Source organism: Providencia sp. PROV202, assembly GCF_028479565.1.
Lineage (GTDB): Bacteria > Pseudomonadota > Gammaproteobacteria > Enterobacterales > Enterobacteriaceae > Providencia > Providencia zhijiangensis.
Genome location: NZ_JAMPNV010000009.1, coordinates 94,216 through 114,048, shown reverse-complemented (window position 1 = coordinate 114,048; position 19,833 = coordinate 94,216). Strand labels below are relative to the sequence as shown.

The window sequence follows — 19,833 nt, the reverse complement described above, 5'->3', positions numbered from 1 at the left end:
ATTAGAAAAAATATTCTTGGTATATTTTTGCGAGAACGCTCGAAATAAAATGAGACAATTCACCATTTGCAAGATCATTTTACAAAGCCACTCGTAACCTGAATTTTCAATTCGTATTTCCACTAAAAAACTCTTTTATGATGCAACCTCACACTATCAAGGAGGTTTTATTTATGAATCAGAAGGGATTTTCTTTAGTCGAAATCATGGTTGTTATTGCAATTATCTCAATACTCAGCGCTGTCGCCATACCGGGCTATCAAAGCTATATGCAAAGAGCCGCAATGACTGATGTACTACAAACGATCTTGCCTTATAAAAACAGTGTGGAACTGTGCAGCTTTAACCAAGGCCTTTTAGCCAAATGTAATTCAGGAAAAGAAGATATACCGAGCAATATAAAAGGAAAATATCTAAAACAGATTGATGCGAAAGCAGGCGTCATTACCTTTGTTGGTGACAAAACATTAACAGGTCTTACGGGTATTTTGACACCCACTAACTCAACAGCCACATCACCATTTTCATGGAGTATCAGTTGCCAAGCTGATACTAATGCAGATCTAAAAAAACTTTGTGAAAAAACACTGAGCTTCTAATTAAGGGATTAACATGCGGACATCTAGGGAAAGCCATTATATTTTCAAAGAACTCAAAGTGCTTTGTGATAAAAACTATATCGTGATTATCGATTACAACGACAAAAGGTTATCCATCGCCACGATAGAAAAACTCAATGACAATTTATTATCCACATTACGTTTTATTGCCAGCGTTCCTGTTTGTTATGAAATATGGCCTAAAGAAAAAATTGATCATTATTTCAATCGTCATGTTTTAGAAATCAATGAAGATGAAAATGATTATCAGGCTAATACTATTGAACCTATCAACGTGGCATCTCCTGCCGTTGATTTTGTCGATGATTTATTAAAGATGGCAGTAAGAAAGCGTGCATCTGATATTCACCTTGAACCAACCAAACATAACCTAAAAATTCGCCTTAGAGTGGATGGAAAACTCTACGTTATCCCTTCACCACCTCATGAAATAAACAATGAGGTTATTGCCCGAATAAAAATATTGTCAAAAATGAATATTGCGGAAAAAAGAATACCACAGGATGGACAAATGAATTGGAGCTTTGAGCGAAAGAACTTTAGCATCCGTCTTTCCAGCATGCCCACACTTCATGGCGAGAAATTAGTTCTGAGATTATTAAATACTCAGCTAAAATACTCTCTTGAACAAATTGGGATGTGCCCGACTTTATTACCCCTTTTAAAAAGCACATTACAAAAACCGCAAGGATTGATTCTCGTGACGGGCCCCACTGGTAGCGGGAAAACTGTCACACTTTATAGTGCATTAGAATACCTAAATCAAACATCAAGAAATATATCCACCATTGAAGACCCTATTGAGATCCCCCTTGGGGGGATCAACCAAACACAAGTACACGAAAAATATTCACTTACTTTTGCGTTTATTCTTCGTGCACTACTTCGGCAAGATCCTGATGTTATTATGATTGGTGAAATTAGAGACGAAGAAACTGCTCAAATAGCAGCTCGAGCAGCACAAACAGGGCACCTTGTTCTCTCAACACTTCATACTAATTGTACAGTCAGTGCTATTACACGCATGGAACAACTAGGCGTTGACAGAAATCAACTTCAATCTTGTTTAAAAATGGTTATCGCTCAGCGCTTAGTGAGAAAACTTTGCACATGCTGTAAACAAGAAACGGCACGTATTACTCCGATAAACTCAATGCAGAATATTAACGAATACCACTCTACAGGGTGTGAATACTGTTTTTCTGGATTTATGGGGCGCACTGCAATTTATGAATACCTTGATCAAGCACAGCTCGATTTTATATTAAAAGACAATGGTAAATTAGCTGATAATTTCAAAAATCTATTTCAAGCAAGTCTTGAGCGAGTCGAATCTGGAGAAACAACATTACAGGAAGTTTATTCTGTTATCGGACAAGGAGAGTAAATTAATGTTTGTATATAAATATACTTCACTTGAAAATAATTCGTATATAACTGATAACTTAGTAGCAAAAAATAAACAACAAGCTTTTTTAGATATAATCAAACGAGGCCAAACGCCAATATCCATAAAATTTAAATCTCTATTTATATTGGACAAGGAAAATTTAAACTATAGAATTCATTTTTTCCATCAACTAAATATACTATCTTTATCAGGAGTCAGTTTATTAAAATGCTTTCAATTACTTCAACTTAATTGCCATTTACCCTTTTGGAAGAACCTCATTAATCAAGCAATCAATGATCTAGAAAAGGGTATTAGTTTTATTAAGAACTTAGAAAATCACCCGCGTATTTTTAATAGTACAATAATTAGCTTAATCGCAATCGCCGAAAAAACGGGAAAATATGATGAAAGCTTTTTGATCATCAAGAATATGCTTGAACATAATCAAAAAACATCAATCTTAATAAAAAAATCCTTGCGTTACCCAGTTACCCTCGTAGGGTTCTCTAGCCTATTACTTATCATTATGCTGGTTTTTGTCATTCCGCAGTTTGTTGACATTTACGAAAGCTTTCAACAGGAATTACCATCTATAACAAAGGTAGTTATTATCATATCGGATACTCTGATTGAGAATTTTCAATGGATACTATTAACACTGTTCACAACTATATTCTTATTTGTTAAATATAGGTCATATGTATCCAGAAAACTGAGCCATTTAATGCAATATCTTCCTTATATCAATAACATCATCAGAGCCAAAAATTTGAACATCTACTTTTTAACATTATCTTCCACATTAAAATCAGGATTACCTCTCATGGAATGCCTTGATTGCTCAACTAAAACGATAGTGCATCATAAATACAAGGAAGAATGTCATGAAATTTATCACTCCGTTCTTAGAGGCGCTTCATTATCTGATGCAATGAAAAATACTCAGCTCTTTCCAAAACTAGTATTTCAGTTAATTTCCTTGGCGGAAGAATCTGGCAAGCTAGAATATTTTGCAGTATATTTATTTAAGTATTATTCAAGGCAATATAAGACTATTACAGAGCATCATCTTAAGAGCCTTGAACCTATATTACTCTTATTTATAGCTATCATTATCTGCCTAATAATGTTTGCTATGTATTTACCAATATTTAAATTAGGCTCAGTCATTTCTGGAATGTAGCTTATTACATAAAGAAAACAGTTCAATTTAGAGAGTAAAAATAGATTGAAATCACACATATATCCATAACATGATAACTTGACTCAATTGTATACAGACAAATTAAAACTTTCAGTGTAACCTGACTTATTTCCCGTAAACTAATGAATCATTTATGTCTTATATCGTTGCCCTCACTGGGGGGATAGGAAGTGGTAAAACAACCGTTGCCAACGAATTTGCTAAACTAGGGGTGCCACTTGTTGATGCTGATGTCATCGCCCGCCAAGTTGTTGAACCTAATACCCCTGCATTGATCAGCATTCAACAGCACTTTGGTCAAGATGTGTTAAACCATGATGGCACTTTAAATAGAGGTTTCTTACGGACAGTTGTTTTTTCCGAGCCTAAGAAAAAAGCGTGGCTAAATGCGCTGCTTCATCCTTTGATACAACAAGAAACGCAGACACAACTTCAGCAGGCTAACTATCCTTATGTTTTATGGGTAATCCCCCTGCTTATTGAAAATAAAATTTCGCATTTAGCAGATCGTGTTCTTGTCGTTGATGTAACAAGAGAAGAACAAATAGAAAGAACGATTAGACGCGATGACACCAGCCTAGAGCATGTTATTAATATATTAAATGCCCAAGTATCTCGAGAAGAAAGGTTGTCATATGCTGACGATATCATCACTAATCATACAGATGATACTGAGCTACCAAATAAAGTTGCAGAACTACACAAGCAATACCTAGCACTTGCAGCACAAAAAGAATAGGAATGAGCATGAGCGAAAAAATCGAAACAACTTTGGTTACTTATGAATATCCAATGAATGAAAAAATTCGTTCTTGGCTGCGGCTTGAAACATTATTAATGCAAATCTATGAACAGAGCCATATAACCTCCTACTCCTCTGGAATCGCCTTTTTCCGCTCTGTTTCTGAACTGATTGAAATATTGGATAGAGGTGAAGTTCGCTCAGACCTTATCAAAGAACTCGAAAGACAAAAAAGTAGGCTACTCAGTTGGGCTGATGCTCCAAATGTTGATAAAACATTAATCACCTCTCTTTTAAATGACCTAACACCCAAAATAAGCAGTTTAATGTCTGCACCTCGATTTGGCCATCAACTACGCAATGATAAAATTATTAGCATGGTTCGCCAACGTCTCAGTATTCCCGGTGGATGCTGTAACTTTGATTTACCCACCCTTCAACTGTGGTTAAATATCCCTCAATCAGATAGAGATAATGAAATAAAAAGCTGGCTAAATAGTTTAGACCCTCTACAAGATGCCTTAAAAACCGCGTTATTACTCATCCGCCAGAATGGCAGTTTTGAACCTGCCGAATCTCACAATGGTTTTTTCCAAGGTAATGTCGAAGGAAAAGAGCTTTTGCGTATTAAATTATCACCAGAGCATTTGATATACCCTCAAATTTCAGGACATAAAACGCGTTTTGCCTTACGTTTTCTTCATATCGATAGTGAGAATGGTATACTCCCAGACGTAATTCATTTTCAGTTAGCCTGTTGTTAGTTTGAGAGTCGATGTATGAATGAAATTATTGAAGTCAATTGTCCGACTTGCCAAAAAGTCGTGACTTGGAATGAATCCAGCCCTTTTCGTCCATTTTGCAGTAAGAGATGTCAATTGATTGATCTAGGCGAGTGGGCCGCCGAAGAAAAACGCATTGAAAGCCAAGGTGATATTTCCGATAGCGATAATTGGAGTGAAGCACCTGAGCATTAATTCCACTTTATCTGTGTTGATAATGAAAATAGCCAAATCTCTGCATTAGGCTATTTTCATTCTTCATTACAGACGACTGGTTGTTATGTGCCCTTAATCAGCATATCAACAATTACGCGATTAGCAGGTGGAAACTCTTCAGCAATTAAGCTTTGCTGCTCAATCCAACGTGATTTTTGCCCTTCTTTACCATAAGGGTCATTTTTCCAGCCTGAAACCATAAAGAAATAGAGCGTAATAAATCTATCGTCAAATTCATGATCAACTTGATGGTATAGATCGCAGTCAGTCACCGCAATACCCACTTCTTCTTCCAATTCACGGATCAGTGCGCCCTTCGGGTCTTCCCCCTTTTCTAGCTTCCCACCAGGAAATTCCCAAAACCCAGCCATGTGAGTACCTTCTGGTCGCTGAGTAATAAAAATATGTTGCTGAGCATTACGAATGATCCCAGCGGCAATATGCAGATGTTTTTTTTCCATAATTTCTTCACTAAAAAGGCGGGTTTCCCCGCCTTTATTGATTATTTACTGAATTCTAAATTAATTTAAGCGGCCATGGCACTGCTTGTATTTTTTACCAGAACCACAAGGGCATGGATCATTACGACCAATTTTATTACCTTGGGTTGCAATCTTCGCTTCTGCTTCTGTCATTAGCGATTCAGCTTCAGCCTCATGGCTTAAATGCTGTTTCTTCGCCAAACGTTCAGCTTCTTCACGACGTTGCTGCTCTAATGCTTCAACTTCTTCCGGTAAACGTACTTGTACTTTTGACAAGGTACTGATCACTTCATATTTCAATGCTTCCAACATATTGGCAAACATACTGAAGGACTCACGTTTGTATTCTTGTTTTGGATCTTTTTGCGCATAGCCACGTAAATGGATACCTTGACGTAAATAGTCCATGGAAGCTAAATGCTCTTTCCATAATGTATCCAGCGTTTGCAACATAACGCCTTTTTCGAAATTACGCATTGCTTCAGAGCTAACGATCTCTTCTTTACGTTGGTAAATTTCAATCGCTTTTTCCATGATACGTTCGCGCAAAGTTTCTTCGTGAAGTTCAGGCTCTTTGTCTAACCACTCTTGAATTGGTAAGTCGAGGTCAAAATCGTTCACTAAACGTTTTTGCAGACCATCAATGTCCCACATTTCTTCCAGTGATTGAGGCGGAATATATGCATCAATAATAGTGGTAAAGACATCTTCACGAATGCTGTCTACGGTTTCTTTAATATCGCCGCCATCCAGCAGTTCATTACGCTGAGTATAGATAGCGCGACGTTGGTCACTTGCCACATCATCATATTCAAGTAATTGTTTACGAATATCAAAGTTACGGCTTTCAACTTTACGCTGTGCGTTAGCAATTGCTTTAGTGACCCATGGATGTTCAATAGCTTCGCCCGGTTTCATACCCAGTTTTTTCATCATGCCCGTAACACGGTCTGATGCGAAGATACGCATTAAAGCATCTTCCATAGACAGATAGAAACGTGATGAACCAGCATCACCTTGACGTCCCGCACGACCACGTAACTGGTTATCGATACGGCGAGATTCATGGCGCTCTGTACCGATGATATGTAAACCGCCAGCCGCTAACACTTCATCGTGACGGATTTTCCAGTTCGCTTTGATTTCATCAATTTGTTCTTGCGTTGGGTTCTCTAGCGCAGCCACTTCTGACTGCCAGCTTCCCCCTAACATGATATCGGTACCACGACCCGCCATGTTAGTTGCGATGGTTACAGCGCTTTTTTGCCCCGCGTTAGCAATAATATCAGCTTCCATTGCGTGAAATTTCGCATTCAATACGTTATGAGCAATTTTTGCTTTAGTCAGCGCATGAGAAATTAATTCAGATTTTTCAATCGAAATGGTACCGACCAGAACTGGCTGACCTTTGGACGTTTTATCACGAATATCTTCAATAATTGCTTCAAATTTGTCTGCTTCAGTCATATAGACTAAATCAGGCATATCCTTACGAACCATTGGACGGTTAGTTGGGATAACAATCGTATCCAGTTTATAGATAGAGCTAAATTCGAATGCTTCGGTATCTGCTGTACCCGTCATACCCGCTAATTTTTCGTATAAGCGGAAATAGTTCTGGAAAGTGATAGATGCCAATGTTTGGTTTTCATTATGAATTTCAACACCTTCTTTTGCTTCAACAGCTTGGTGCAGACCATCAGACCAACGACGCCCTTCCATTGTACGACCAGTATGTTCGTCGACAATAATGACTTGGTTATCTTTAACAATATAGTCAACATCACGAGTAAACAGTGCATGTGCACGTAAACCTGCCATGACGTGGTGCATCAGCATAATGTTTGATGGTGAATAAAGCGACTCGCCTTCATCCATTAAACCAGCTTTTGCCAGTAATTCTTCAACCAGAACCAGACCGCGCTCTGTAATTGTTACCTGGCGAGATTTTTCATCAACTGAGAAGTGACCTTCACCTTGGAAAGTGTCTGAGTCTTCTTTTTCTTGGCGAACAAGTTTCGGGATCAGTTTGTCCACTTTGATGTACAGATCCGAGCTATCTTCTGCTGGGCCTGAAATGATCAGTGGCGTACGCGCTTCATCGATAAGGATAGAGTCCACCTCATCCACTAATGCGTAATGCAGTTTACGTTGAACGCGATCTTCTGGGCTAAATGCCATGTTGTCACGTAAATAGTCAAAACCAAATTCGTTGTTAGTACCGTAAGTAATGTCTTCCGCATAAGCTTGACGCTTTGCAGGTGGAGCCATACCCGATAAGTTAATACCCACGGTTAAGCCTAAAAACTCGAATAATGGGCGGTTATTTTCCGCATCTCGTTTTGCTAGGTAGTCGTTCACGGTAACAACGTGAACCCCTTTGCCTGATAATGCGTTAATGTATGCTGGCAGCGTTGCAGTCAGTGTTTTACCTTCACCTGTACGCATTTCTGCGATGCAACGTTCGTTCAGAACCATACCACCGATTAACTGAACGTCGAAATGACGCATACCGAATACACGTTTACTTGCTTCACGCACTGTCGCAAACGCTTCAGGGATCATATTTTCAATGCTTTCGCCTTGCTTTAAACGCTCACGAAATTCTGCGGTTTTGGCTTTCAGCTCGTCATCCGATAATTTCTCAAACTCCGGCTCTAGCTGGTTAATTTTTTCCACTTCTTTACGCAGACGGCGCAGAGTACGGTCATTACGGCTACCAAATACTTTGGTTAATAGTTTAGTTAACATATTTTTTCTCAGGTAAATCAATTAATTATTTGAATCGGTGATTTTTGACACGATGAAAAGCGTCCCAATGGCAGGCTTTACATCGTTAAATGGATTTAGGCGAAAAAGGGTCCAGCCCGAATGCCATGTACCTGAGCAACCCAAATCGCGGGCTGATAAACAGTAAAGAGAGGGTAGATATGTTCGCTAGCTTGAGTCGTTGCCACATCCCATTGTAAAGATCGCTGCGCCAACATCGCGTACAGCGTATCTAACATTAATTGAGGGGCAAATAGCGCCTCTTTTTGTAGCTTACTTTTGTCGGTATCTTCATCTTCAGTTGCTGAAAAGGCAAAAGTCAGTTGGCGAATAACATTACGTACCGCATGTTGCTGCCAGTAATTGACTGAGTAAGAAGACGAGGATGAAGAGCGTTGGGAGTTCTGCTGTGCAAATAAGTTATCGAAAGCATTTACAGCTTGGCTTTGTCGATTCGCTGGCGCAGAATTAACTTGAGTTTGCTGAGATTCTGATAAGGCATTTAAAATTGTAGGCAAGCCAACACCCGTAGCCACAACACCTAATAACAGGTGGGACCAAAAGTATCGTCTACCTAAATGCCGCCAAAAATTTAAAATGCCCATCAAACTCTTATATAATTTATAGATTAAAGTATGATTCCCAATTATGTTCTGACATCTTTAGCAATCGCGTAAAATGAGAGTTCACAATGAGAGATAGTCATCCACAAGCACTTTTCGATGTTCTCGAAGAGTCTCTGGCGAAAACATCAAACACTTTACAAACTATTCAGCGAAATGCAAAAGCTATTCTAAAATTGAATCGTGTTGTAAAAAGTTTGCTGCCAGCAGAAATTAAACCCATGTGTCGAGTGGCAAACTACCGTAATAACATTATGGTTATCGAAGTGGCTAATGCCAGTTGGATGACCCGCCTTAATTACGAGAAAATGAATCTTACTTCTGCATTAAGGTCGTCTATTCTACCATCTTTATCTTCCATCGACATCAGAATCAACCCCGATCTTATACGAAAATCTAAGCAAAATAGCTCATTGAATAAGCAATCAGTGAGTCAAAAAGAAAATCGTAATCAAAGACAGATTAGTACGCAGACCGCAGAGCAGTTATTAAGATTAGCGAAAAAGAGTCCGAAGGGATTAAAAGAGAAGTTTGAGCGGCTGGCTGCATTAGCCGGAGAGAGTACTAATGCAACCAACAGAAAAGGCTAACCCTGGCAGGCAGGAGATAGCCGCATAATAGAAACTATTATGCGAATACAGTCGAAGGCGCTTTGAATGCCAGAGGTAATTCAGCTTCGTCTTCAAAGGTGACCAGATCCCAAGCAGACTCTTTAGCCAGAACCGCTTGCAGCAATTTGTTATTCAATGCGTGACCAGACTTGAATGCAGTGAATGCACCAATAATGTTATGTCCACACATGAATAAGTCACCAATTGCATCGAGCATTTTGTGACGAACGAATTCATCTTCAAAGCGTAAACCATCTTCGTTGAGCACTTTATAGTCATCAACGACGATAGCACAGTCAAAACTACCGCCTAAGCATAGGCCTTTCGATTGCAGATATTCAATGTCACGCATGAAACCGAAAGTACGCGCGCGGCTAATTTGGTTTACAAAAGATTCTGCAGAGAAATCCATTGCATAGCGTTGCGTGCTGCTATCAATCGCAGGGTGTTGGAAATCAATAGTGAAATCAAGGCTAAAGCCATTGTATGGGGACATTTCTGCCCACTTATCACCATCTTCAACACGTACAGTTTCTTTAATGCGTAAGAATTTCTTCGCACAATTTAATTCTTCAATACCGCCATCTAGCAGTAAGAAAACAAACGGTGCAGCACTGCCATCCATAATCGGGATTTCAGGCGCATTGACTTCAATAACAATGTTATCGATGCCTAATCCTGCTAAAGCAGCATTCAAATGTTCAACCGTCGAAATACGTACGTTATCTTCGTTGACTAAGCAAGTACATAACATAGTATCGCGAACTGATTTCGCATCTGCCGGAAAATCTACCGGTGGATTAAGGTCAGTACGACGGTAGATGACCCCGGTATTGGCCGGTGCCGGACGTAAAGTAAGCGTAACTTTCTTGCCGGTATGTAAACCAACACCAGTCGCTTTAATAATACGTTTAAGTGTCCGTTGTTTGATCATCGTATTTTCTCGCAATGTTATAAGTCCTACTGGCTATCTTAATTGATAACCAGTAGAAAATTTTAGCACAAAAAGCGGAAAAACCAATCTAATTAAAAATTAATCGGCCTGTTTACGCAAGAAAGCTGGGATATCTAAGTAATCCGGCTCTTTATTTACTTGTGTATTTTGGTCGTTAACGGCTTTTGCAGCTGGTTTTTCATCATTTAATGAAGACATACTATTTTGCATTTGCTGATAGCGTTGCTCCATAGAAGCTTGCTGAGACATTTTATTGCTGACTAAAGTAATTTCTGGACGTTTGTCCATACCAATACCTGTAGCAACAACAGTCACGCGCAATTCTTCATGCATTTCAGGGTCTAAAGAGGTACCGATTACGACAGTCGCATTATCCGATGCGAATGCACGAATGGTATTACCCACTGTTTCAAACTCATCCAAGCGCAGGTCAAAACCAGCAGTGATGTTAACCAGAACACCACGCGCGCCAGACAGGTCGATATCTTCCAGAAGTGGGCTAGAAATTGCCATTTCAGCAGCTTCTTCCGCTCTATCTTCGCCACGAGCCACACCAGAACCCATCATCGCGTAGCCCATTTCTGACATCACGGTACGTACGTCAGCAAAGTCCACGTTCATTAAACCTGGGCGAGTGATCAGCTCAGCGATACCTTGAACTGCACCTTTTAATACGTCGTTAGCCGCACCAAAAGCATCCAGTAAAGAGATACCACGACCAAGTACTTTCAGTAACTTGTCGTTAGGAATAGTGATCAGCGAGTCAACGTGCTTAGACAGCTCAGTGATACCCGCTTCCGCGAATGCCATACGTTTTTTGCCTTCGAAATTGAATGGCTTAGTCACGACAGCAACGGTTAGGATACCTAATTCTTTAGCAACTTCAGCAACGACTGGCGCTGCACCAGTACCCGTGCCACCGCCCATACCTGCAGCGATGAACACCATATCTGCGCCATCAAGAGCATTGCGCAGTGCTTCACGGTCTTCTTCCGCCGCATTACGGCCAACTTCTGGGTTTGCACCCGCACCCAGACCTTTAGTAATACCTGTACCGATCTGAATGGTTTGTCCGACTGCGGTTTTACGCAGGGCTTGTGCATCGGTGTTGACTGCAAAGAATTCAACACCCTCAATGCGCTCGCGTACCATGTGTTCAACGGCATTTCCGCCGCCGCCGCCAACGCCGATGACTTTAATCACCGCATCGTTGGTTAGCTCCATTGGTTCAAACATAATGTCTCTCCGTTTTGTGCTTACTATTGAAGCTAATAATATGCTTCTAAATAAAAATTAAAATTCTTTTCTCAGCCAGCTGGTGAGCTTACTAAACCACCCGCTAACTGAAGCACGTTTTTCCGTCTCGGTATCATCGCCAAGGTGGCTTTCTTTACCGTAATGCAGAAGCCCTACTGCTGTGGAGTAGTATGGCTCCTGAGCATAATCCGTTAATCCTGTTATATTAAGTGGGGTACCGATTCTGACCTGTGTATGGAACACTTTTTGAGCGCATTCAACTAACCCGTCAATCTGTGCTGCCCCACCGGTCAAAACTATCCCTGCCGCTAAGTGGTGTTTGACACCTTGCTGGCGTAACTGTTCCTGTAAATTTAAAATTTCTTCATTCACTAAATTTAACAGCTCAGTATACCGTGGCTCAATCACTTCCGCTAAGGTTTGACGCTGTAAACTTCTTGGTGGACGACCGCCAACACTCGGCACTTCCACCGTTTCATCTTTACTCACAATCGAACCGACTGCACACCCGTGACGCACTTTAATTGCTTCTGCGTCTGTTGGCGGCGTACCAAATGCGTAAGCGATATCACTTGTCACCACATTACCTGCGTATGGGATCACTTTGGTATGACGCAAAGCACCACCCGTATAAACCGCCATGTCCATTGTGCCGCCACCGACATCAACAACACAGACACCTAATTCGCGCTCATCTTCAGTTAACACACTGTAGCTTGCGGCAAGGCCAGCAAAAATAAGCTGGTCTACTTTTAACCCACAACGCTCAACGGCTTTCACAATGTTCTTCGCCATATCGTTATGGCAAGTGATCAGATGAACTTTAGCTTGCATACGAACACCAGAAAGACCGACTGGATTTTTAATGCCTTCTTGGTAGTCAATCGCGAATTCTTGCGGGATAACATGCAAAATTCGGTGTTCGTCTTTAACTCGGACAGATTTCGCCGTGTGAACGACGCTGTCCACGTCTTCTTGTGTCACTTCTTCTTCTGAGATTGGCACCATACCAATCTCATTTTGGCAGCTCACATGTTTACCTGATAATGCAAGGTAAACAGAAGAAATTTGGCAATCTGCCATTAATTCAGCTTGGTCAATCGCTCTTTGGACGCATTTAACAACCGACTCAAGATCGTTAACGCCACCTTTGTCCATTCCGCGAGATGGACAGCTTCCCACCCCAATAATATTAACCATACCATCGGGCAGAATTTCTCCTACAAGGGCTGACACCTTGGAAGTTCCAATTTCAAGGCCTACCACTAATTTTCTGTCCGTCGCTTTAATCATTTGCTTCTGCCTATCTGCCTAATTTGAGTTATTAGCAATTTGTCTTATTGGAAGCCTTGCGGTGCGTCAACTAATAGAGGAGCCCACCCCACCGCTGCCCCACTGGTATAACGCAAATCAACATAGTCGACGCGTTTATCAGTCGTTTGCTGTAAAAGTGGATAAAGCTCGAGAAAACGGTTTAACCGCTCTAACACATCTTTTTTCCCAAGTTCGACTCTTACATCATTATCTAAAATAATCTGCCATGCATGGCGCGCTGTCATAGAAACGGATTTTAGTTTCAAGTTATTTTTCGCCAAAATACCACTTAGCACAGCAAATTCTTTCAAAACCTCTGTTTGGCTTCCTTGCGGACCATACAGCATCACATAATCGCCTTTCCCATTTTGACTTGGTGGAAGGGTAAACACACGCCCTTCTTGGTCGACCATGTTTTGGTCATTCCATCTTGCGTAGGGTTTGTACTCCGCAATATGGATTTTTAATTCATCCGGCCACTGTTTACGCACTGTAACTTGGCGTATCCATGGCATCATACTGATTTGGTTTTGAATCGCATTCACATCCACCGTCATAAAGGTTCCCGGCTGACCTAATGACAAAATTGCCTTTCGCACATCGTCATTGGTGGTGTAATTGCGCTCTCCCGTTAATATCAGTTTGGACATTGGCAGCCTATCGGCATCCTTCATCCAGTTCATCACAGTCCAGCCGCTCCACACAATGGTGCCGACGACCATCAGGAAGAAAATCAATCCGCCCAGAAAAGCCCCATTACTTGGTCTTGAGCGCGGATCTTCATCTTGACCGCTATTCTGATTGTGATGCCTTACGTTTAACGCTGCCTGTGACATATCAACTAGCCAATTCCAAAATACGTACCACTAACTGCGAAAAATCCAAACCGGCTTGACGCGCAGCCATTGGAACTAAACTGTGACTGGTCATTCCCGGCGAAGTATTCACTTCGAGTAAATAGAATTCCCCATCACTATCTTGCATCACATCAACCCGTCCCCAGCCACGACAGCCTACCGCTTGATAAGCTTGCATTGCGATATCTGCCAGTTTCGCTTCGAGGTCGCGTGTTAAACCACTTGGGCAGAAATATTGAGTCTCATCGGACAAATACTTCGCTTCATAGTCATAAAAAATACCCGGTGGCTGAATACGAATCGAAGGTAGAACCTCGTCCCCCAATACCGCGACCGTATACTCAGGGCCACTTAACCACTTTTCAATCAATAACGTATCGTCAAACTGGAAAGCAAGCTCAATGGCTTCTGGCAGTGCATCCAGAGAGTCAACTTTGCTCATTCCAACACTGGAACCTTCCAAACTCGGTTTAACGATAAGTGGCAGTCCTAAGTGCTTAACTTGCTGAGCTAACTGCTCTTTTTTAATATTAGTATATTTCTGCTTGTTAAGTGAAATATATGGAGAAACACTTAATCCAGCGCCTTGCCAAAGTTGTTTGGTGCGCAGTTTATCCATACTCAGTGCAGATGCCATTACGCCACTGCCTGTGTATGGAAGCCCCAGAAACTCAAGCATACCTTGGATCGTGCCGTCTTCCCCGCCACGACCATGTAAGGCGATAAACGCTTTATCAAAACCAGCTTCTTTTAATGTCACAACAGGAAAATCTTGGGTATCAATTGGATGTGCATCAACGCCCGCTTGGCGTAATCCCGCCAATACAGCATTGCCAGACTGAAGTGACACTTCACGTTCAGCAGATGTGCCGCCAAATAGAACCGCGATTTTTTCTGTCATGCTTATTCCTCAACCATCGGTGGCTGTAATTTCGTTTCTGCTAGGTTTTTGGCTATTTTACCAATATTTCCTGCGCCTTGAACTAAAATTAAGTCGTTATCATCAAGAACTTGTGCCAGCATATGTGAAACTTGTTCAGGTTCTGCCACAAAAATAGGGTCAACCTGCCCACGACTGCGGATTGTACGGCACAATGAGCGACTATCAGCCCCCGGAACTGGCTTCTCACCCGCGGAATAAACTTCTAGCATGAGCAAGACATCTACCTGCCCCAGCACGTTTGCAAAATCATCGTATAAGTCACGAGTACGTGTATAACGATGAGGCTGGAAAACCATAACGATACGTTTATCTGGCCAGCCTGCGCGAGCAGCTTTAATGGTGGCATCCACTTCTGTTGGATGGTGACCATAGTCATCCACCAGCATCACTTCACCTTCTTTACCATTCACATTACGCAGCGCATAGTTACCTAAGAAATCGAAACGACGACCTGTCCCTTGGAATTCCACTAGTGCAGACAGAATGTGTAAATCGTCGATGCCTTCTTCAGTTGCCACAGCAACAGCCGCCGTTGCATTAAGCGCATTGTGGCGACCAGGTGCATTCAGCACGACGGTCAACTCTGGCATTCCTTCACGAGCAATCGTGAAAAAGCCTTGGTTCCCTTTTTGCTCGTACTTGGTGATACGAACATCCGCATCGTCACTAAAGCCGTAAGTGGTAATGTAACGACCGATTTTTGGTAATAATGAACGGATCACCGGGTCATCAATGCACATCACTGCACGGCCATAGAATGGCAAGTTATGCAGGAAGTTGATGAAGGTATCTGTCAGGTTTTCAAAATTACCCTGATAGGTATCCATGTGGTCCGCTTCAATGTTCGTCACAACCGCAACCAGTGGCTGTAAATGCAAGAATGACGCATCACTTTCATCCGCTTCAGCGATCAAGTAACGGCTACTACCTAATCGTGCATGAGTTCCCGCTGATTTCACTAATCCGCCATTCACAAATGTTGGGTCTAATCCCGCTTGCGCGTAGATCCCAGAAATCATTGCCGTTGTCGTTGTTTTACCGTGAGTTCCCGCCACTGCGATACCATGACGATAGCGCATTAATTCAGCCAGCATTTCAGCACGGCGAATAACGGGGATACGCAGCTCTTTCGCAGCTTGAATTTCAGGGTTCTCTGCAGAAATAGCCGTAGAAACTACCACCACACTCGCATTTTCAACGTTTTCAGGGCGATGATTAAAATAGATAGTGGCGCCCAATTCAGTGAGCTGCTGAGTCACCGCATTAGGTGCTAAATCTGAACCACTAATTTCATAACCTTCGTTAGCCAACACTTCAGCGATACCACCCATGCCAGCACCACCGATGCCGACAAAATGAATGTGCCGTACTCTACGCATTTCTGGCACCGATGTTCTTAATTTCGCTAACTGTTGTGTATTCACTGTATTTCGCTTCTCTATAAATTCTGTCTACATTCTATTTTGTATGGTCAGGCTATTTCGCAACATCGCAAATAACCGCCGCAACACGTTCGGTTGCATCCGTGATGGCACAGCTATAGGCTTTTTCTGCCATCGACAATAATTCGGTTCTATCCCACTTGTTGAGTAACTCAACAACGGCTTCAGGTGTAAACTGCGGTTGCTCAATAATCTTCGCAGCCCCTGCTTGTTCTAAAGGCAGTGCATTCCAATACTGTTGGCGGTCTTTATGCTGGAAAGGAACAAAAATCGCGGGTAAACCTGCCGCGGCTATCTCACTGACAGTTAATGCACCTGAACGACAAACCACAATATCAGCCCATGCGTAAGCTTGCGCCATATCATCAATAAATTCAGTCACTTTAAACTCAGAATTGCCTGAATTTTGCAAACAATCATTATACAGTGCTTCTGTCGATTCCTTACTGCCTTTTCCAGCCTGATGCCAGATATTTAACTGTTTGCTCACATTTCCAGCAACTGCAGGCATAACTTGATTTAAAATTCGCGCCCCTTGGCTACCACCTACAACTAATACGCGTATTGCACCTTCACGCCCTGCTAAGCGCTCTTGCGGTGCCGGCAATGCCAATACATCTTCACGCACTGGGTTACCTACAACGGGTGCATTAGGGAATGCGCCAGGGAAAGCTTGTAAAACACGTTTTGCAATTTTTGATAACCATTTATTGGTTAATCCCGCGATACCATTTTGTTCATGGAGAACAACAGGAACGCCACATTGCCAAGCTGCTATCCCGCCGGGACCAGACACATAACCGCCCATACCGAGCACAGCATCGGGTTGATAGCGCTGAATAATGGTTTTCGCTTGGCGAATGGCTTTATAGATACGCCAAGGTGCACCAATTAATGCACCAATACCTTTACCTCTTAAACCCGAGATCTGAATAAACTCAATATCAATACCGTGTTTCGGTACTAAGGTGGCTTCCATGCGATCCGCGGTGCCTAACCAGCGAATTTCCCAACCTTGAGCCTGCAAATAATGCGCCACAGCTAAGCCGGGAAAAACGTGTCCCCCAGTTCCGCCTGCCATAACGAGTAATTTTTTTGCCTGACTCATTTGGAACTCCTTACAAACGCCTGAGCTTTCTCAAGTCGTGTTTCATAATCAATTCTAAGTAGCACAGCGATCGCCGCTGACATCACTAATAAACTCGATCCCCCGTAACTGATTAACGGGAGTGTTAAACCTTTGGTTGGCAACATGCCTGCCGCTGCGCCCACGTTAACCAATGCTTGGAAGGTAAACCAAATACCGATGGCACATGCGAGATACCCACCAAATAATTGGTTGGTCAGTAGTGCTCTACGCCCTACCATCATCGCTCTAAATGCCAACATGAATACCATCAGTAACACCAGAACCACACCCACATACCCCAACTCTTCAGCTAGTACGGAGAAAATAAAGTCAGTGTGTGCTTCCGGTAAATATTCTAATTTCTGTACCGAGTTACCCAGACCTTGTCCGAAAAGCTCTCCTCGACCAAATGCCATCAAAGATTGCGTTAACTGATAACCGCTACCAAACGGGTCATCCCACGGATTTAAGAAGGATGTCACACGGCGCAAACGATACGGTTCAAAGATAATCAAAGCCAGTACGCCTACACCACAAGCCGCGATACCGATAATAAACGGTGCTAAGCGCGCACCAGCTAAAAACAGCAACCCTAACGTAGTTACAACCAGTACAACTACCGTTCCCAAGTCTGGCTGTAATAGCAGCAATAACGCCATCATGATCAAAATACACATCGGTTTTACGAAGCCGAAAAACTTGGTGCGTACTTCATCTGACTTACGAACTAAATAGCTGGAAACGTAACAAAACAGCGCGAACTTCGAAATTTCTGCGGGCTGAATTTTTACAATACCGATATCAATCCAGCGCGATGCCCCATTGACGGAACTACCGGCAACCAACACCACTGCCAGCATGCCCAATGCGCCCATCAGCAAAATAAAACTGTATTTTTCCCATGTGGCCATCGAGACCCGCATGACGCCTAAAACCAGAAGAAATGCAACGACCAAATACACCACGTCACGTTTAGCAAAATAGAATGGGTCATCCGTTAATCGCTGTCCGACTGGCATCGATGCGGAAGTTACCATAATGAAACCGATTGCCGCCAAACCGAATGCTAACCAAACCAATGTACGGTCGTAGAGCGTCGAGCCTGAAATCACGCCATTCTTTTCACCGATGATCCAGTTTTTTAAACGCAAGGCACCCGGTATGGTCATTAACCTAACTCCTTAGCGAGTTGAGCAAAAACATCACCCCGCTGCTCAAAACTTTTGAACTGATCTAAGCTGGCACATGCTGGAGATAACAGCACCATGTCGCCAGATTTTAACAACGGCGCAATTTGGCGCATACTCTGCTCCATCGTATCTGTCAGTACGGATTTTTCTGGTGCGAGTTCCGCTAATTGCTGACCGTCACGACCAAAGCAGTACAAACGGTAGTTATCTGCCGAAATATATTCTTTGAGCGGAGAAAAATCAGCTGACTTGCCGTCACCACCCAGCAATAAGTAAATATAGCCATCCACATGCAAACCATTAAGTGCAGCTTCTGTACTGCCCACATTGGTTGCTTTTGAGTCATTGATCCAACGCACACCGCGATTGAAAAAGACCAACTGGAAGCGATGCACTAAACCGGCATACTCTTTTAAGACTTTAAGGCTAGCTTCACGGGGGATTGCCACAGAATCAGCTAAGGCTAGTGCAGCCAGTGCATTCATATAGTTATGCTGCCCAGTCAGATGCATTTGTGCCACATCCAACACCACTTCACCTTGAGCGACTAAGACACGTTTTTGCGTATCAAAGTAGTAATCACCGTTATTTAAACCAAAACTAGTGTATTGGCTAGCGCTCTGGTCATGTGGAAGTGTTAGCGGATCTTGCGCGTTCACAATGCAGTATTGTGCATTATCATAAATACGTAATTTTGCTGCACGATATTGCTCAAGCCCCAATGGATAGCGATCCATATGATCTTCAGTCACATTCAACACGGTTGCAGCCGCTGCACGTAGGCTAGACGTGGTTTCTAATTGGAAACTAGACAGTTCCAGCACAAACAGACTATGCCCTTGATTGAGCAAAGAAAGTGCAGGAATACCGATATTCCCGCCCACACCGACGGAAATGCCCGCCGCTTTCGCCATTTCCCCCACAAGGGAAGTCACCGTGCTTTTACCATTAGAACCTGTGATTGCGACGATTGGCGCATCCGCCTCACGGCAGAACAGCTCAATATCACCCACAATCTCAATACCGTTGCTGGCTGCTTCCTGTAACTGCGGTGTTGCCAACGCGACGCCTGGGCTGGCAACAATCAAATCGGCTTGTTGCAGCCATTCATTATTTAAGCTGCCACTATGGCAAGCAACATTCTCAGGAAGTTTATCAACTCCAGGTGGCACAGCGCGGGTATCCATCACGCGAGGAACAACCCCACGAGCAAGGAAAAAGTCAACGCAGGAAAGCCCAGTTAAACCTAGGCCAATAATCACGACGTTTTTACCCTGATATTGCTGAGCCTGTGAACCAATCAT

The 19,833-nt window shown here is 42.5% G+C and carries 19 protein-coding genes; 7 read left to right on the top strand and 12 right to left on the bottom strand.

The window, feature by feature from the left end; all coding sequences use genetic code 11:
* Positions 1–173: 173 nt before the first annotated feature.
* From ppdD to yacG, 6 genes are all read left to right on the top strand, one after another.
* Positions 174–599 (top strand): prepilin peptidase-dependent pilin, encoded by a 426-nt coding sequence (gene ppdD / locus PR799_RS05795; protein WP_154627354.1) that lies wholly within the window; start codon positions 174–176, stop codon positions 597–599.
* 13 nt (positions 600–612) lie between these two features.
* Positions 613–2,007: a GspE/PulE family protein gene (locus PR799_RS05790; RefSeq protein WP_272521454.1), complete on the top strand. Its 1,395-nt coding sequence runs from the start codon at positions 613–615 to the stop codon at positions 2,005–2,007.
* A gap of 4 nt (positions 2,008–2,011) precedes the next feature.
* Positions 2,012–3,196, top strand: coding sequence for a type II secretion system F family protein (locus PR799_RS05785; RefSeq protein WP_272521453.1), 1,185 nt, complete (start codon positions 2,012–2,014; stop codon positions 3,194–3,196).
* Between the two features lie 154 nt (positions 3,197–3,350).
* Positions 3,351–3,956: a dephospho-CoA kinase gene (gene coaE, locus PR799_RS05780; protein ID WP_154627351.1), complete on the top strand. Its 606-nt coding sequence runs from the start codon at positions 3,351–3,353 to the stop codon at positions 3,954–3,956.
* Positions 3,957–3,964: 8 nt separating this feature from the next.
* Positions 3,965–4,723 (top strand): cell division protein ZapD, encoded by a 759-nt coding sequence (gene zapD, locus PR799_RS05775; protein WP_154602539.1) that lies wholly within the window; start codon positions 3,965–3,967, stop codon positions 4,721–4,723.
* A gap of 15 nt (positions 4,724–4,738) precedes the next feature.
* A complete protein-coding gene (yacG, locus tag PR799_RS05770; protein WP_132495795.1) occupies positions 4,739–4,936 on the top strand; it encodes a DNA gyrase inhibitor YacG in 198 nt (65 codons plus the stop codon).
* An 83-nt stretch (positions 4,937–5,019) separates the two neighbouring features.
* Here the strand turns inward: yacG and mutT are convergent, their stop codons facing one another.
* The 3 genes from mutT to secM form a co-directional block, all read right to left on the bottom strand.
* Positions 5,020–5,418, bottom strand: a complete 399-nt coding sequence (mutT, locus tag PR799_RS05765; protein WP_272521452.1) for an 8-oxo-dGTP diphosphatase MutT — start codon at positions 5,416–5,418, stop codon at positions 5,020–5,022.
* A gap of 60 nt (positions 5,419–5,478) precedes the next feature.
* On the bottom strand, positions 5,479–8,190 hold the full coding sequence (gene secA / locus PR799_RS05760; protein ID WP_154627349.1) for a preprotein translocase subunit SecA: 2,712 nt from the start codon (positions 8,188–8,190) through the stop codon (positions 5,479–5,481).
* A 95-nt stretch (positions 8,191–8,285) separates the two neighbouring features.
* Positions 8,286–8,813 (bottom strand): secA translation cis-regulator SecM, encoded by a 528-nt coding sequence (gene secM, locus PR799_RS05755; protein ID WP_272521451.1) that lies wholly within the window; start codon positions 8,811–8,813, stop codon positions 8,286–8,288.
* 86 nt (positions 8,814–8,899) lie between these two features.
* Here secM and PR799_RS05750 point away from each other — a divergent pair, with 86 nt between their 5' ends.
* Positions 8,900–9,421 (top strand): DUF721 domain-containing protein, encoded by a 522-nt coding sequence (locus PR799_RS05750; protein WP_272521450.1) that lies wholly within the window; start codon positions 8,900–8,902, stop codon positions 9,419–9,421.
* Positions 9,422–9,458: 37 nt separating this feature from the next.
* On the opposite strand, the gene lpxC is transcribed toward PR799_RS05750, so the two are convergent.
* From lpxC to murD, 9 genes are all read right to left on the bottom strand, one after another.
* Positions 9,459–10,376 carry a UDP-3-O-acyl-N-acetylglucosamine deacetylase gene (gene lpxC, locus PR799_RS05745; protein WP_006660764.1) on the bottom strand — a complete coding sequence of 306 codons (918 nt, stop codon included), beginning with the start codon at positions 10,374–10,376 and terminating at the stop codon, positions 9,459–9,461.
* 99 nt (positions 10,377–10,475) lie between these two features.
* A complete protein-coding gene (gene ftsZ, locus PR799_RS05740) occupies positions 10,476–11,633 on the bottom strand; it encodes a cell division protein FtsZ (protein WP_036951193.1) in 1,158 nt (385 codons plus the stop codon).
* A gap of 57 nt (positions 11,634–11,690) precedes the next feature.
* Positions 11,691–12,947, bottom strand: coding sequence for a cell division protein FtsA (ftsA, locus tag PR799_RS05735; RefSeq protein WP_036951194.1), 1,257 nt, complete (start codon positions 12,945–12,947; stop codon positions 11,691–11,693).
* A 44-nt stretch (positions 12,948–12,991) separates the two neighbouring features.
* Complete coding sequence (ftsQ, locus tag PR799_RS05730) at positions 12,992–13,804, bottom strand: cell division protein FtsQ (RefSeq protein WP_154627347.1); 813 nt, start codon at positions 13,802–13,804, stop codon at positions 12,992–12,994.
* Position 13,805: 1 nt separating this feature from the next.
* A complete protein-coding gene (locus PR799_RS05725) occupies positions 13,806–14,726 on the bottom strand; it encodes a D-alanine--D-alanine ligase (RefSeq protein WP_272521449.1) in 921 nt (306 codons plus the stop codon).
* A 2-nt stretch (positions 14,727–14,728) separates the two neighbouring features.
* Positions 14,729–16,147 carry a UDP-N-acetylmuramate--L-alanine ligase gene (gene murC, locus PR799_RS05720; RefSeq protein ID WP_154602698.1) on the bottom strand — a complete coding sequence of 473 codons (1,419 nt, stop codon included), beginning with the start codon at positions 16,145–16,147 and terminating at the stop codon, positions 14,729–14,731.
* A 97-nt stretch (positions 16,148–16,244) separates the two neighbouring features.
* Positions 16,245–17,318 (bottom strand): undecaprenyldiphospho-muramoylpentapeptide beta-N-acetylglucosaminyltransferase, encoded by a 1,074-nt coding sequence (gene murG, locus PR799_RS05715; RefSeq protein WP_154602533.1) that lies wholly within the window; start codon positions 17,316–17,318, stop codon positions 16,245–16,247.
* A complete protein-coding gene (gene ftsW, locus PR799_RS05710) occupies positions 17,315–18,508 on the bottom strand; it encodes a cell division protein FtsW (RefSeq protein WP_272521448.1) in 1,194 nt (397 codons plus the stop codon). Before ftsW ends, murG begins: the two co-directional genes overlap by 4 nt.
* The gene (murD, locus tag PR799_RS05705) at positions 18,508–19,833 is read right to left on the bottom strand and encodes a UDP-N-acetylmuramoyl-L-alanine--D-glutamate ligase (protein WP_272521447.1); all 1,326 of its coding nucleotides are present in this window, start codon (positions 19,831–19,833) and stop codon (positions 18,508–18,510) included. Before murD ends, ftsW begins: the two co-directional genes overlap by 1 nt.